Genomic DNA, 14248 nt, shown 5'->3' with positions numbered 1-14248 from the left:
GCCAGAGGCTGAAATCCGGCAGCGCCGCGCAACTGCGCGGCGCGGCCGGCCAGAGGCTTTCCCCCAGGCTCCGCATGGCCTCGGTGAAGCCCTGCAGGTCATCCAGCGGATCGACGCTCCGCAAGCTGGCCAGCCGCTGCAGGAGCCGGGACAGGGCGAGGGCCTGCTCGACCGGGTGCTCAGCACCGATCTCGCCAATCAGACCCTGCGCCGCGCGCCAGGTCTCGGGCAGTTCCCGCTGAAGGCGGCCGAGGCCGGCGGCAGCCGTGTAGGAGCCGGTGAGATGGCTTGCCCGCAAGGCCAGGTCGCGCGGATGCACCAGGATGCCCTCCTCCGCCAGCCAGCCGCTGGCCTCGGCAAAGCCCAGGCGCGCGACCAGCCCGTCGCGCAGGACGGAAGGCACCGCGCCTGCCAGAGCATCAAGCCGGGAGAGCACGTCCTCGGCTTCTGAGAGGGGGAGCAGGAGTGCCGCAGGGTCCGGCCCTGCGGCAGGGGGCAGCCTGCTGCGCCAGGACGCTTCCGGCTCCGCCCTTGCCTCTTCCCAGGGGTCATCGCCCGGCCAGGGTCCCAGGTCATCCAACATGTCAGAAGACATCGGCCCCTTTCCCTCGCCCTCCAGCCCCGGTACGCCTCGATCAGGCGAGTCTATTTTTTACCAAAAACATCAAACCATTAATTGGCGTAATTCAAATCAATCCAGGCTTCACTTGAACAACTCCGGCAGGTTTTCGGAGGCCGTGCCAGGAGCCGGGGCAAAGAGATGAAAGGCTCCAAACATTCCGTCCGCTAATCCGCATTTGCGGATAGAATGAAAGCCGCGACCAAGGCAGGATGGATATGCCCGAACCTTCTTCTGCCGCCGCCGACGACCTGACCCTGGAGACCGGCCTGTTCGGCCCCCTGGTTCTGCCCGGCGCCGCCGCCCGCGCTGAGGAACTCCGCACGCTCTCCGCCCGTGCCGCCGTCTACGCCACCCGCGCCCGTGGCGAGGGCACCCGCCGCGCCTACCGCTCGGCCTGGAAAGCCTACGACGCCTGGTGCCAGACGCTCGGCCGCCAGCCCCTGGCGGGTGACCCCGACAGCCTTGCCCTCTACGCCGTGCACTGCGCCGATCGCGGCCTCAGCGTCGCCACCCTGCGCGTCCACCTGGCCGCAATTCAGGCCGCCCACCGGCTGGCCGGAATCGCGCTCGACCTGCGCGACCCACGGCTGATGATGGTCCTGGAGGGCATCGCCCGCAGCAAGGGAACCCGTCCGCGCCGCCGCGCCGCCGCAGCCGGACCCGACACGCTTCGCCTGATGCTGGCCACCCGCCGTGCCGCCGACACCCCACTCGGCGCGCGCGACCGCGCGCTGCTGCTGCTCGGCTTCGGTGCGGCGCTGCGGCGGAGTGAGTTGGTCGCCCTGGCGCTCGGCGATGTGGAGATGGTCCCGGGCCGCGGCCTGCGGCTGCTCATCCGCCGCTCCAAGAGCGACCCGCGCGGCAACGGGCAGGAAATCGCGGTCTGGGCCAATCCGGCCGAGCCGGCAGTTTGCCCGCTGGCGGCACTGGAGGCATGGCTGCGCTTCCGGCGGCAGGCTGGCGATCTCGCCGGGGCGGCCTCGGATGCTGAGCGGCCGCTCTTCGTCGGGATGAGCAAGGCCGGCCGGCTCAACGCCGCCCAGCTCTCCGACAAGGCCGTCTGGCGGCTGGTGAAGGAAGCCGCGCGGGCTGCCGGTCTGCCGGATCCGGAGCGCTTCTCCGGCCACTCGCTGCGGGCGGGGCTGGCCACCGCCGCCGGCGAGGCCGGCGCCGACCTCGCCCAGATCATGCGGCAGACCCGGCACCGCTCGGCCGAAGTGGCGCTGGGCTATCTGCGCCCGGCCGATCTCTGGCGCAACAATCCGACCCGTGCCATCTGGGAAGCCGCCAGGGGCTCCGCCCCTGGAACCCCGCCGGGGTGACCGTGTCACCCCGGACCCCGCCATTCCTCAGGCAGGCCTGTGGTAGGCCCGGTACCAGGCGACGAACCGCGCCAGCCCTTCCTCGATCGAGGTGCGCGGCGCGAAGTCCACGGCCTGGCGCAGCGCCTCCACATCGGCATAGGTCCGCTCGACATCGCCGGGCTGCATCGGCAGCAGGCGCCGCTCCGCCTTGCGACCGATCGCCGCCTCCAGCACGGCGACGAAGCGCTCCAGCTCCACCGGCGTGTGGTTGCCGATGTTGAAGACACGGTGCGGCACGCCGGGATCGATGCGGCCCGGCTCCTCGCCCGCAACCCGGTCGGCGGGCGGCTGCAGCGTGAGCCGCCGGATCGCCTCCACCACCTCGTCGACATAGGTGAAGTCGCGCGCCATGCGGCCATGATTGTAGAGATCGATGGGCCGGCCGGCGAAGATCGCGTCGGTGAACTTGTAATAGGCCATGTCCGGCCGGCCCCAGGGTCCATAGACCGTGAAGAAGCGCAGTCCCGAGGCAGGAATGCGGAAAAGGTGGCTGTAGGTCTGCGCCATCAGCTCATTGGCGCGCTTGGTCGCGGCATAGAGCGAGACCGGCCGGTCCACCGCATCCTTCTCCGAGAAGGGAACCTTGATGTTGGCGCCATAGACCGAGGAGGAGGATGCATAGACCAGATGCCGCACCGGATGGGCACGGCAGGCCTCCAGCACGGCCAGAAAGCCATCCACATTGGCGGCGGTATAGGCCGCCGGGTTCTCGAGCGAGTAGCGCACCCCCGCCTGCGCCGCGAGATGCACCACCGCCTCCGGCTGAAAGGCTGCGAAGGCACCCCGGGTCTCTGCCGCCTCGGCAAGATCGAGCCGGTGGAAGGAAAAGCCGGGGCGACCCTCAAGCTGCTGTAGCCGCGCCTGCTTCAGGCGGACGTCATAGTAAGGCGTGAGGTTGTCCAGGCCGAGGACGGTGAACCCGTCCCGTAGCAACTGCGCGCAGACCGCATGGCCGACAAAGCCCGCTGCGCCGGTGACGAGAATGCGCTCCATTCCGTCCTCTCCTGCCTGTTCCCGATGCCGCCGGCGCAAAGGCCGTCTTCCGCGCGAAAGCGTCCAAGCCCGTCCCGCGGCCCGCTTCTACGCCGCCACGTCGCCTCCGGCCAATGGGCAGCCCACAGCATGCCGCAGGCTCGGTCCCGTGGTTCGGCCTGCAGGTTTTTGGCAGGCCCCGCTAGGCGCGGTGCCAGGTCTTCCCCCCGCACATCCGCCCACGGACAGGAGCAGCTTGCCGGGCCAGCGGCATTCCGCTTGCCTTTTGGATGTTTTTCGCATCACATGCATGGAATTTCGCATTACCTGGCAGAAGGCTGGGCCATGCATGGCCATACTGTATCTCCCCGCGCCCCTCCTGACGGAGGCGCCTCGTTTTCGTGCCGCTGGCATGAGGACCGCGCTTACGGCAGGCCCGCGATCTCTGCCCATGCTCCCCTGGAGAAGCCCGGGGAACCCCGATCCGAGCCGCGGCTGCGGCTCCATGACCACCCCCGGCAGGAGGCCGGAACGATGAGCGCAGAAGCAATGAGACAGGAAGACCCCCGGTGGGGAGAGCTGGTCACCCTCATGGGCTGGCCATGGAAGCTGGCCTTGGCGCTGATGGTTTCCGGCGCGGCCCTGCTGCTGCTGCCCCAGACCGGCTTCGCGGGGCCCGCGGTACTGGCGTGGGGCGACGAGGCTGCGCTGGCCTGCATCACCGGCGCGGCCCTGCTCGCATTGGGCAGCGGCCTGTACACACTGCGCGCCCTGCTGCGCAGTGCCGCCGAGGAACCGGTACCGAACAGCGCGGTGGAGGCGCAGGACCTGATTGGTGGGCTGCACCGGTTGCTGGAGGAGCAGCGGCTGCAGGTGCATGAGGCCACCGGCGCTGTGAGCCGTGCCGTGGCCACTGCGGCCCAGCTTTCAGGGCTGGCAAACAGTGTCGAGAAGCAGTTCCGGCAGACGCTGGAGCACGCCGGCGCAGCCGCGGCCGAAGCACCTCCCGCCGCTCTGCCGGAAGCAACATTGTCGCGCATCGAGGCCTGTGCGCAGCAGATGGAGGTTGCCGGCGGCGCCCTGGCGGCCCTCCCGGACATCTCGGCGCGGCTGCTGGCCGGGGCAGAACAGGCCGATGGTGCCATGGCCCGGCTGTCCGGGTTCGGCGCCACGCTGGACGGCCTGCCGCAGGCCACGGCGCAGCTCGCCGCCGGCATGGAGCGCGTCGGCTGGGCGGCGGAGCGGCTGGAAACGGCCACCCAGGCGCTTGGCCAGCTTCCGGAGAGCGCCCTCTCCCTGTCCGCGGCGGCCCAGGGCATGGCCGAGCAGATCAACACGGCGCAGCTGCAGTCGGGGCGGATGACGCGGATGAGCCAGCGGATGGAAGGCCTGCTCACCGAGGCGTTGCAGCGTCTGGCCGAGGCTCCTGCCCAGAGCGATGCAGCGCAGTTCGCGCGGCTGGAGGAGGTGGTGCACCGCCTTTCCAGCCATGCCGACCGCATCCTGCGCAATGAAGCGAATCTCGGGGATGCCGCGCGCTACCTGAGCGAGACGACCGACCGTTTCGCCGCAGGCACTGCGGCGCTGGAGACGCATGCGGTACGGCTGCAGGCGATGATCAGCATCATCGGCCAACGCGAGGAAGAGACCGAGCCTCTGCGCGAGGAACTGGCGGCGCTGAAACAGCAACTCGCCGCTGCGATGGTGTGGGGCCGCGCCCAGCCTCTCTCTCCGGCGCCGCGCGCCGTCCTGGAGCGGCTGGGCGCGGCGGAAGCCGACGCGGCGCAGCTGCTGCAGGATGTCGAGGCGCTGTCGCACCAGGCCCTCCCTCCCGCGCTCGCCAGCCGCGCGACGGAGTTGCTGCAGGCGGTGCAGGAGAACATCCGCCGCCTGCACGCGACAGCCGCGACGATCACCCGGGCCGATGACGGTCCTGCCCAGGCGGCGGCCTGATCCTGCCCCCCTGGCGTGAAGAGTTCTGACGTCAGAACTCGCAGGGCTGCGGAACAAAGGCCAAAGGCCGGGGGAAGGAATTCCCCCGGACCCCCATCTTTTCTCTGCAAGTTGCCGCGGGGTCCAGGGCGGTCGTTGCCAGCCGGGCGTGAGCTTCCGGGAGTGGGGCGCGCACGTCCTGGGCGACAGGCCTGCGCCCGGACGGCTGGCGAGGCAGGCCGCAGCGGCGCGATCGGCAAAGCGCCCCGCCTCGCCAAGATCAGCGCAGCGCCCACTCGGCCCTTTCGGGCCTCCACCCTTGCCGCCCATCAGGCGGTCCCTGGGCTCGCTTCAGAAGAGAATGGGAGCGGGCTGTCGGCACGCTGCCGACTTCTGACGTCAGAAGTCGAGCAGAGCGTCGATCCTCTGCCGCAGCGCGGCCAGATGGTCGCGCTCCTCGGGCGTCAGAGGTGAGCCCTCGGCGCGCCGCCGTGCCAGCTTCGCGGTCAGGGCCTTCAGCAGCGTGGCACGCAAGGCTTTCGGTTGCTGCGGCACCGGTGGGGTGGCCCGCGCGGCGCGCAAGGCGCGCACCGTCAGGCTGCCCGCCTCAGCCTGGCGCAGCAGCCGGTCGCGAAGGGATCCTGGCTCCAGCCGCGCCAACTCCACCAGCAGGTTGCGGGGCAAGCTGGCCGCCCGCTCCAGAAAATCCTCCGGCAGGGTCAGCAGCCGTAACGTGGCACTGATCTCGGCCGGGCTACGACCCAGCAGGCTGGCGGCGGCGGCCTGACTCATGCCCCGCTCCGCCAGCAGACGCTGCAGACCGCGCGCTTCCTCGGCGGGGGTCAGATCCACGCGCTGCAGGTTTTCCAGCAGGGCGGCGAGCGCCGCATCGCCCGTATGCTCGATGGCCAGCAGGCTGGTCCAGCCATTGTGCTGCGCGGCACGCCAGCGGCGCTCACCGGCGACCAGGATCCAGCCGCCGCGCTGCTCCGGGTCACGCCGCAGCAGGACCGGCTGCAACTGTCCCTCCGCCGCCATGGTCGCGGCCAGGGCGGCGATCTCGGCCGGGTCAAAGTGTTTGCGGGGCTGGTCGGGATCAGGGCGAATGCGCGCCAGCGGCGCCTCGAAGGAATGGCGGAAGCGGCTGTCGCCAGGGACCAGCCCGTCGCTGGCGGCACCGATCGCCGAGATCGCGGCGCCCAGCACGGGTGAGGCGGGCTTGCGGGAGGGCCGCATGGCTCAGGCCCCCTCAGCCGGAGCAAGCAGTTCGGCCTGCGGCAGGGGATCCCCCGCCGCCAGCGCCGCCGCCAGGCGTCCATAGACCGCCACGGCCGGCGTGCTGGGCGAGGCTTCCAGTGCGATGCGCCCGTTGCGCGCGGCATGGCCGAAGATGGCGCTGGCCGGTACCGGCTCCAGCACCGGCGCCTTGCCCGCCATTACGCCGACCAGTTGCTCCAGCACCTCGCGGTCCACCGACTTCCGGGGGCCGAACTGGGTAGGCAGGATACCGCCCAGGCGCAGCGCCGGGTTGAGCCGCCGCTGCACCTTGCCGATGGTGGTCAGGATCAGCCCGACGCCCATGCTGTCATAGGGTTCGGTGCGGACGGGAATGATCACCTCGTCCGCCGCGGCGAGTCCCATCACCGTCAGCATGCCGAGATTGGGCGGCGCATCCAGCACGATGATGTCGTAGCGGTCGCGCACCGCCTCCAGCGCCTCGCGCAGCGCCACGTCGAAGCCCGGCTCGCGCCGGCCGTCGGTCTCGGCGAGGTCGATATGGCTCGGTACCAGGTCGAAGCCGCCGCGGCCGACCAGCAGCGGATCAGCCCGGTCGAAGATGGCCTGCTCAAGCGGCAGGTCGCGCAGGATCACCTGCGCCATGGTGCGGCTTTGGCGATAGGCCTCGACGGTGTTGCCCGCCATCAGCGCGACCGAGGCGGTGGCCTGCGGATCGAGGTCGGCCAGCAGCACTCGTTTGCCCTGCCGTGCCAGGCCGCAGGCGAGGTTGAGCGCAGAGGTGGTCTTGCCCACGCCGCCCTTCTGGTTGGCCAGCACCAGGATGCGGGCATGGCGCGGTTGATCGTTGGCGAGAGCCTGCACGGCGCGCGCCACCTCCTCGGGGATCGGCTCGCGCCCGTTCTCCCAACGGGAGATGCGCGGCTTGTCGTAGGAGCGTCCCAGCGCCCGGTTCAGGGCGTCCTTCAGCTCCGACTGGCTCTGCCTGAGTTGCTGCCGCAGCAGGCGCAGCGCTTCCCCGTCCATGCGGCTCATTCCCCTGTGGCCCCGCGCGTTCTGACGTCAGAACACGCGGGGCAGGCTGCCGCTTTTGCGGAATTCAGTCAACGTCAACTTTTCATGTTGACAGTTGACCTGATGCGGCTGAGCTTTCCCCGACAGGGCGGCGCGCTTACGGAAGTTCTTCGTGGGGCGCCTGACTCCCCAGGCGGGACTTGCCGGGACGACGGCCATCCTGCCCGGCACCGGAGAGGCTCATCCGGAACTGCTGGCGCAGCGTATCTTCGATTGTCGGCAACTCGGCACAGCGGCGGCGTTGGAGCAATGCGGCAGCGGGGGCGCCGAGCGCCACCAGCGCCGCATGGACACGGCACAGATAGGCCGCCGAAGCCGCCGGTTGGCCGCCGTAATAGTGCAGCACAGCCTTGCGCCACGACCCGGCGCGCGCGCGTAGCTGCTGCAGATAGGCTCCCGCATAGGCCACGTTGCGCGCCGGGTCGAGCATAGCTCCATGGTTCGGGAACTGGTCCCCGTGCCAGAAGACGGAGAGTTGCATGCAGCCGAGATGCGCGTGCTTCAGGCCGCCCTGGCGCACCTGACGCCACGCCGCGTCGCCCCAGTGGCTGCGGCCATCCCGGCCGCGGAGCACGACGGCATTGGGCTGACCGCCACGCCCGCTTTCGACCAGGGCAATGCCCAGCAGCAGGCCCCGCGGCAGGCCTGCCTGCCGCTCGGTCAGCAGAGTGGCCCGGAGGCAGCCATTCTCCGCGGGAGCGGGAGCCGGAGGTGCCGCGCGTGCCTGGCTATCGCCAGACCAGAGCAGCAGGACGGAAACCAGTCCGCGGGCCAGAAGCCCCGCATAGGCGGCAAAGGACAAAACACCTCCTGAGCACCAACAGGTGCAGTTATCGCTGCACCCATAGACCCAGGAAATTTCGCAAAAGTAAGCAGCTTCCGGTGCTGCACCTTCGCGGCTGGGGTCCTAGCGCTTGCCCTCCGCGGCTGCCGTGCGAGGCGCGAAGATACGCGCGAGGCAGCTCCGCATGGCCTGCTCAAGGCTCTCCGCGGACCAGAAGGCCATCTCGCGGCCTGCCGCAGTTGCGCCCGCCGTGCCCGACATGACGGCGGAAAAGGGCAGCGTCTCCAGCTCACAGCGGAAGGCGGGGCCGCTACCGCCTGGCCAAGCGCGGATGAAGGCGGTCTGCAGATGCGTCCAGGGCTGCTCCGCCGAAACCGGCCCGGCCGCGCTCAGATGGCTGCAGGCCCAGACGCCGGGCAGGCCGGCTTCACGCACCACGGGGACGAAGGCGGGGGCGACGCAGAGCACCGCCTCGGCGGGCAATGTCGCGTCGCCCTGGGGGTGTACCGGCGCATGCGCAGCCGCCAGCGCCGCCACGATGCCCCGCATCAGGTCCGGAGCACGGCCGGCGGCGATGCTGGGCGTGCCTCCGGCGGACAGGGCACGGCTTTCGGTACGCCACTGGACCGGCCCCGCTTCGTGCCAGCGCCCGGTTTCGGAAAGCAGCATGCAGAGATGGTGGTGGGTTGCCCCGGTCGCGTCGCGAGCCCAGCCCGGCGCAGCGGTGGTGAAGGCACAGGCCCGCCGCACCGGCCCGGGAACGTCGGTGCTGCCTTCGATCTCGATGAAGTGCGGCGCAATGAAGCGGGGTGTCTGGGGTTCGCTCATCGCGCGGCTCCTCCCGGCAGGGTGGAAGCGGCGAGGAAGCGGAACAGGAGAAGGGGCGATTCCGGCATGAGGAAGGTGTCCGCGCTGCTGGCCCGGACGTTAGCCGCCCTGGGCAGCCCTAGCGCCCTTTCGCGTGCCTCATTCTTCGAATTCAGGCATTAATTACTTCTTGATTGTTAATTAAAGATACGATAGTTCATTTTTTATCCATCGGCCAGAAGGCCCGAACGCAAGGCCTTCTGCCATGCCCCTCCGCCTTCTTGCCCTGTCTCTCCTGCTGGTCCTCGGAAGCGTCAGCGGCGTTCTGCTGCTGGCCGGCTACACCTCTCTCGGTGCGCCCGTACATCCTGCTGCCTGTGCTCCGGGATGTGCGGAAGGGCGTTCCGCTTCGCTCCTGCCAGGGGAACGGGCTGAGCGCTTCGCCCGCGTCTTCCGCGAATAGCGGCCGCAGGCCGCGGCTTCAGGTCAGGCCAGCCTTCGGAGCCTCGGCTTCCGACTGACGCAGCGCGTCCAGAGTGGACTGCACCCTGATCAGGGCACTTTCCGCCTCGGCCAGCCGGTGCCTGGCCTGTTGGCTGGCCCGCTCCTCGCGGAGCAGGGCGATCTCGGCATGCGCCAGCCGGTTCGAAAGCTCGTCCAGGGTTCGCTCCAGGGCGAGGCAGCGATACCGCCAGCCCAAGCCTTGCCAAGCGCTCCCCGGGCGCGCCTGACTTTGCGCAGAGAGGCGTTTCCCCCTCTGGAGGCGCGGCACCAGGGATGCCAGGGCGCTGCCTGGGCTCATGGCTTGCCTGGCGAGGGAACGGCGCGCAGCACGAAAAGGCGGTGGGAGGCGATGTCCACCATGCGGCGCATCCGCTCCAGCCAGGCCTTTTCGGCAGCTTCCACGCTATGGAAGGGCCCGTGCAGTTCTTCGGTGCCGGGTTCCAACTCAGCGAAGCTCGTGTCGCGGAAGATCCCGCCCCAGACCACCCAGATCTCGCGGCCGTTCAGGGGATCGTTCATTTCTTGTCCTTCCATTCTGGGGACATGGGCAGCGATCGCAAGACGTTCCGGCAATCCCTCCTGCCCTGCCCTGTCAGCGCGCGCACCGTATGCGGATTTTTATCCGTTTGGCAGGCCCGATCCCGGCGGATCGGCTCGTCGCCTGCCGCAATGCTGCCCAGCCCCGGAAGGAGGCCCTGGCCAAGCCTGCACGCCAGCTCTGTGCGGTCACTGCCATGCCCAGCACGGCCAGCGCCAAGCTTCCAAAGCCGGCTTCCTCGCTGCTCAGAGGCAGGCTGGTTTGCAGTTCCGGGATTCCTGACAGGGTCAGCGCTGCGGCGCCGGCCAGAAGGAGGAGGGGGCCGAGCAGCCTTCCGTTGCGCATAGGGGATTCTTCCTCATGGCTATGGCCGGCTCTGCCGTGCCGTTGAGGAGATCATAGGCGTCTTCCGGCAGATCATCAAGATTTTTCGCATATATTGGATGGATCATCTCATCGGCTGGATAATCGGCATGAGGAGATCGCTCCTGCCTGGAACCAAGTTGAAAGCAGGGATTTTTTATTATCACAAAATAGTGATTACGGTTTTTCAAGAAGATGTCGGCCAAAGGGCGAGCTAAAAACCGCTTTCCTCGCTTCTAACGACAGTTCTTCCTCGGAAGGCTAAAACAACCTACGGTAGTAATTCCCAAGCTCTGATTTTCCATTTTAACTCGTCTTTTCGCCGACAGTTCTGCCGGCTTCCTGACTGACTTTGGCCAGTGTTCCAATGCCTGAGGCGCTTTGCTCTTTTTTTTAAGTCAAAGAGTCAAACAAGTTATAAAGTTATAGAGTTATAGCCCCTGAAAAGCTCTTTCTTTCCAGTAGGATATGCATGGTTTGCGTCGGCGTCACGACGAGTCTGCGTCGGCGTCACGACGAGTCTGCGTCGGCGTCACGACGAGGATATGTCGGCGTCACGACGAGGATATGTCGGCGTCACGACGAGTGCTCCAACAGGTGTCGGCGTCACGACGAGTCAGGCCTGTGGATAACTTTTCCGGCCCTGCCCGGCATGGCCTTTCGCGGCATGTCGGCGTCACGACGAGGCGGGGCGGAAAAAGACTCGTCGTGACGCCGACATGCCGCTCTGCGCGCTGGCATCTGCGCGCCGCCTCAGCCACAACTTCCGCAGCAGGATGCGCCAGTGCCGATGGACGAGCAGAACGCTTTCAATTTCGATACGACCGACAGCCCGTTGGTGGGCAAGGTCAAGGGCGACCGTAACACCATGGTCTACAACTTCTTTTCGCTGCGGCGGGAGAAGGAGACCGAGCTGCCCCGCTACGACGATGGCAAGGCCTGGATCGAGGTGGTCGGCACCAAGCACGGCGTCGCCTCGATCTGGGACAAGGAGCTGCTGGTCTATTCGGCCTCGCTGATCGCCGACAAGATCAACCGTGGCGAGACCCCTTCGGCGCGCATCACCTTCACCGCGCACGACTTCTTCGTCACCACCGGCAGCGCAACAGGCGGCTCGGCCTATGAGCGGTTGGAGGAATCCCTTGCGCGGCTGAAGTCCACCTTCGTGCGCACCAACATCGAGACCGGCGGGGAAGGCGAGGACCGTGGCTTCGGCTGGCTGGATGAATACCGCATCCTCTATCGCCGCAGCCCCGACGGCGCGAAGCAGATGCGCGCGGTGGAACTCACCCTCTGCGCCTGGCTGTTCCGTGCCATCGTGCAGGACAAGCATTTCCTGACCTACACGCCGAAGTATTTCGAGCTGCCGCCGGTCGCCAAGCGGCTCTACGAGATCGCCCGCAGCGGCCCGCCGGGCGGCTTCCGCATGAATCTGGAGAAGCTGCGCAGCCGCGTCGGCACCACGCAGGACCTGCGCCGCTTCAAGGCTGAGCTGATGGCCTATGCGAGCCACAGGCGCAGCTTGCCCGACTACGGGATTGCGCTGGTCGATCCGCGGCTGCGGCGCTCGCTCGACAAGGGCTTTCCCAAGCCGGTCGGCCATACGCCGCTGAAGGCTTGGCTGGTGGCCTTTTACCCCACCAGCAACGTCACCAGCCTGATGCCGGTGGAGTGTATGCCGCTGCTGGAGGAAGATGACGCGGAACCGGCGCCCGAACTGGCCCTTGAGCCGCCGAAAGGCCGGCGGCGCGCGGCCTGAAGGCCGGGGGAAGAAATTCCCCCGGCCTTCAGGGCCGCGGCCCGGCGCGTGGCGTCGCCACGCCGACCGAACCGTCCCGCCGGAACACCACCCCTTGCTCGGCCAGGATGCGCTGCACCTTGGCGAGGGTCCGGCTGGTGACGTTGCCGTCGCTCTCGACCCGGCTCAGCGTGTTCACCGACACGCCGGCGACCTGGGACAGCTCGCGCAGGCTGAGGCCCAGCGCCGCGCGCGCCATGCGGCACTGGGCCGCGGAGATCAGCATCGCGCCTCCTAGCGGCCCGGGGTCAGGTCGATATCGATCTCCCGGACCTCCAGGGCAGGGGAGGTGCCGATCCTCACCCGCACGAGGCCGCCGCGGGCCAGCTTGCGGATTTCCCGCAGGCAGGCGTCCTGGATGCGCTGGGCGATGTCCTCCCCGAGCACCGCCAGGCGGTCGGCGCTGACCTGCTGGCGCAGCCGCGCCGCGGCAAGGCCAGCCGTGTTGCGGCGGCGTTGGATCAGGGCAATCAGGGGCATTGGTCTGGGTTCCGTCGGTTCAAGCGAAGCTGAGGCGGAACAGGCGGCGCAGAAACCCCCGCTGCTCCGCTCCGGCCGCCAGGGTCGCATTGATCACCGCCGCGCTCGGCACCCGGATCGGGTTGCGCGCCTCGCCCAGGAAGCGGGAGACGGCGTCGCGATAAGCGCGGCCGGCATCGGTCTCGGCATCCAGGCTGGCGGGCACGCCGGCATTGGAGGCCTTCAGCACCGCCTTGCTCTCCGGCACCACGCCGAGCAGCTCGGCCGAGAGGATGTCCTGGATCTCGCGCAGCGAAATCATCTCGCCGCCCGCCGCGCGCTCGGGGTCGAAGCGGGTCACCAGCAGGTGCTCCTGCACCGGCTCCAGCCCTTCCTCGGCGCGCTTCGACTTCGAAGCGATGAAGCCGAGGATACGGTCGGCATCGCGGATCGAGCTGACCTCGGGGTTGCACACCACGATCGCGTGGTCGGCGTGGTAGAGCGCCATCATCGCGCCGTGCTCGATGCCGGCGGGGCTGTCGCAGAGAATGAAGTCGAATTCCTGCTTCAGCTGCGCCATCACCCGCCCGACGCCCTCGAGCGTCAGCGCATCCTTCTCATGCGTCTGCGAGGTGGCGAGGATGAACAGGTTGTCCACCCGCTTGTCCTTGATCAGCGCCTGCTGCAGCTTGGCCTGACCGTTGGCGACGTGCAGGAAGTCGTAGACGACCCGCTTCTCGACCCCGAGCACCAGGTCGAGGTTGCGCAGGCCGACATCGAAGTCGACCAGGCAGACGCGCTTGCCGCGCAGGGCGAGGGCGGCGCCGAAGGCGGCGGTGGTGGTCGTCTTGCCGACCCCGCCTTTGCCGGAGGTGATGGTGATGACGGTCGCGGACATCGGGTTCTCCCTGTTGTCGGAGCGTGCGGTCGGAAGGGGGAGTTCAGGGCAGGGGGGCGAAGCGCAGCCAGCCGTCGCTCATTCTGAGCTGCGCCGGGCGCTTCGCCCATTCGGGCGGGATCTCCTCCGCAGTGAGCCAGAGCCCGGCGATGGAGAGCAGTTCCGCGTCCATGATTTTCGCAAAGATGCGGGCATGCGGATCGTCGCTGATACCGGCGCTGGCCGAGCCGCGCAGCGCGCCATAGACATGGATGCAGCCATCCGCCAGCAGCTGCGCCCCGGGCGAGACCGAGTGCAGCACGATCAGGTCGGCCTCGGCGGCATAGATCCGCTGGCCGGAGCGCACGGGCTGGCTGACGATCACCGAGGGGCGGCGGGTGCAGGGAGCGGCACCGTCCTCGCGCATCTCCGCCTCCAGCATCCGGCCCAGGCCGCAGGCGAGCGCGGCGCGCTCGATCTCGGGCCAGCGGGCGCGGAAAGCGGCCGGTACCAGGCCGAAGCGCCGCACGGCCTCCACCAGCGGAGCAACCTGGGCCTCGGCGGCGGGCGGGAAGGCGGAGAGATCCAGCAGCACCGGCGCATGGCGGAAGAAACTGGCGGTGCCCGCCAGCCGGGCCGCCAGGGCCTGCTCCAGCGCCGCCGGGTCGTGCTCGGTGATTTCCAGCGTCAGGAAAGGATGGGAGCGACCCCGCAGCCGAATAGGGCTCTGCGAAGCCGCCTCCCAGGTGGTTTCATGCCTCATCACGCCTGCCTTCTGCCGGCGCCGCCAGGATTTTTCGCTCTGCCACCCGGCGGCCGCGCCCGCATCCTGCGGGCTTCATGGGTTTAGCTTCGAATGGAATTTTTCGCAAGACATTTCGCATTCGCCGCCGTGCAGCGCGACATCGTCACGGCCAT

The 14248-nt window shown here is 68.6% G+C and carries 16 protein-coding genes; 3 read left to right on the top strand and 13 right to left on the bottom strand.

The features are described 5' to 3' along the window. Positions 1 to 436 (bottom strand): hypothetical protein (locus tag QMO56_RS20060; protein WP_283528710.1); only part of this gene is annotated, 436 nt, incomplete at its 3' end. A 401-nt stretch (positions 437 to 837) separates the two neighbouring features. Here QMO56_RS20060 and QMO56_RS20055 point away from each other — a divergent pair. Next, positions 838 to 1944: a tyrosine-type recombinase/integrase gene (locus QMO56_RS20055; protein WP_283528708.1), complete on the top strand. Its 1107-nt coding sequence runs from the start codon at positions 838 to 840 to the stop codon at positions 1942 to 1944. Positions 1945 to 1971: 27 nt separating this feature from the next. Here QMO56_RS20055 and QMO56_RS20050 read toward each other — a convergent pair whose 3' ends face one another. After that, entirely contained in the window at positions 1972 to 2979 is a 1008-nt protein-coding gene (locus QMO56_RS20050) for an NAD-dependent epimerase/dehydratase family protein (protein WP_283528706.1), read from the bottom strand. A 528-nt stretch (positions 2980 to 3507) separates the two neighbouring features. Here QMO56_RS20050 and QMO56_RS20045 point away from each other — a divergent pair. Continuing rightward, entirely contained in the window at positions 3508 to 4911 is a 1404-nt protein-coding gene (locus QMO56_RS20045) for a hypothetical protein (protein ID WP_283528704.1), read from the top strand. A 378-nt stretch (positions 4912 to 5289) separates the two neighbouring features. On the opposite strand, the gene QMO56_RS20040 is transcribed toward QMO56_RS20045, so the two are convergent. The 7 genes from QMO56_RS20040 to QMO56_RS20010 all read right to left on the bottom strand — a co-directional run bounded on the left by QMO56_RS20040 (position 5290) and on the right by QMO56_RS20010 (position 10402). Then, on the bottom strand, positions 5290 to 6126 hold the full coding sequence (locus QMO56_RS20040; RefSeq protein ID WP_283528702.1) for a ParB/RepB/Spo0J family partition protein: 837 nt from the start codon (positions 6124 to 6126) through the stop codon (positions 5290 to 5292). A gap of 3 nt (positions 6127 to 6129) precedes the next feature. Beyond that, entirely contained in the window at positions 6130 to 7152 is a 1023-nt protein-coding gene (locus tag QMO56_RS20035) for a ParA family protein (protein ID WP_283528700.1), read from the bottom strand. 145 nt (positions 7153 to 7297) lie between these two features. Further along, the gene (locus QMO56_RS20030) at positions 7298 to 8002 is read right to left on the bottom strand and encodes a transglycosylase SLT domain-containing protein (RefSeq protein WP_283528698.1); all 705 of its coding nucleotides are present in this window, start codon (positions 8000 to 8002) and stop codon (positions 7298 to 7300) included. A gap of 105 nt (positions 8003 to 8107) precedes the next feature. Continuing rightward, the gene (locus QMO56_RS20025) at positions 8108 to 8812 is read right to left on the bottom strand and encodes a hypothetical protein (RefSeq protein WP_283528696.1); all 705 of its coding nucleotides are present in this window, start codon (positions 8810 to 8812) and stop codon (positions 8108 to 8110) included. Positions 8813 to 9272: 460 nt separating this feature from the next. Further along, complete coding sequence (locus QMO56_RS20020; RefSeq protein ID WP_283528694.1) at positions 9273 to 9491, bottom strand: hypothetical protein; 219 nt, start codon at positions 9489 to 9491, stop codon at positions 9273 to 9275. A gap of 98 nt (positions 9492 to 9589) precedes the next feature. Next, positions 9590 to 9814 (bottom strand): hypothetical protein, encoded by a 225-nt coding sequence (locus tag QMO56_RS20015; RefSeq protein ID WP_283528692.1) that lies wholly within the window; start codon positions 9812 to 9814, stop codon positions 9590 to 9592. A gap of 306 nt (positions 9815 to 10120) precedes the next feature. Next, entirely contained in the window at positions 10121 to 10402 is a 282-nt protein-coding gene (locus QMO56_RS20010; RefSeq protein WP_283528690.1) for a hypothetical protein, read from the bottom strand. A 584-nt stretch (positions 10403 to 10986) separates the two neighbouring features. On the opposite strand from QMO56_RS20010, the gene QMO56_RS20005 reads away from it, so the two are divergent. Next, complete coding sequence (locus tag QMO56_RS20005; protein WP_283528688.1) at positions 10987 to 11955, top strand: replication initiator protein A; 969 nt, start codon at positions 10987 to 10989, stop codon at positions 11953 to 11955. A 28-nt stretch (positions 11956 to 11983) separates the two neighbouring features. Here QMO56_RS20005 and QMO56_RS20000 read toward each other — a convergent pair whose 3' ends face one another. Genes QMO56_RS20000 through minC form a run of 4 tightly spaced genes read right to left on the bottom strand, consistent with a single transcriptional unit; the run spans position 11984 to position 14093 of the window. Then, positions 11984 to 12220, bottom strand: coding sequence for a helix-turn-helix domain-containing protein (locus QMO56_RS20000; protein ID WP_283528686.1), 237 nt, complete (start codon positions 12218 to 12220; stop codon positions 11984 to 11986). An 8-nt stretch (positions 12221 to 12228) separates the two neighbouring features. Continuing rightward, positions 12229 to 12474 (bottom strand): hypothetical protein, encoded by a 246-nt coding sequence (locus QMO56_RS19995; protein ID WP_283528684.1) that lies wholly within the window; start codon positions 12472 to 12474, stop codon positions 12229 to 12231. Positions 12475 to 12493: 19 nt separating this feature from the next. Continuing rightward, positions 12494 to 13351, bottom strand: coding sequence for a septum site-determining protein MinD (gene minD / locus QMO56_RS19990; protein WP_283528682.1), 858 nt, complete (start codon positions 13349 to 13351; stop codon positions 12494 to 12496). Between the two features lie 43 nt (positions 13352 to 13394). Further along, positions 13395 to 14093: a septum site-determining protein MinC gene (gene minC, locus QMO56_RS19985; RefSeq protein ID WP_283528679.1), complete on the bottom strand. Its 699-nt coding sequence runs from the start codon at positions 14091 to 14093 to the stop codon at positions 13395 to 13397. Positions 14094 to 14248 lie beyond the last annotated feature (155 nt).

Source organism: Roseomonas sp. E05 (genome assembly GCF_030063475.1).
Taxonomy (GTDB): Bacteria; Pseudomonadota; Alphaproteobacteria; order Acetobacterales; family Acetobacteraceae; genus Pseudoroseomonas.
Note: the sequence above shows the minus strand (reverse complement) of the source record. Positions and strands in the feature narration are given on the sequence as shown.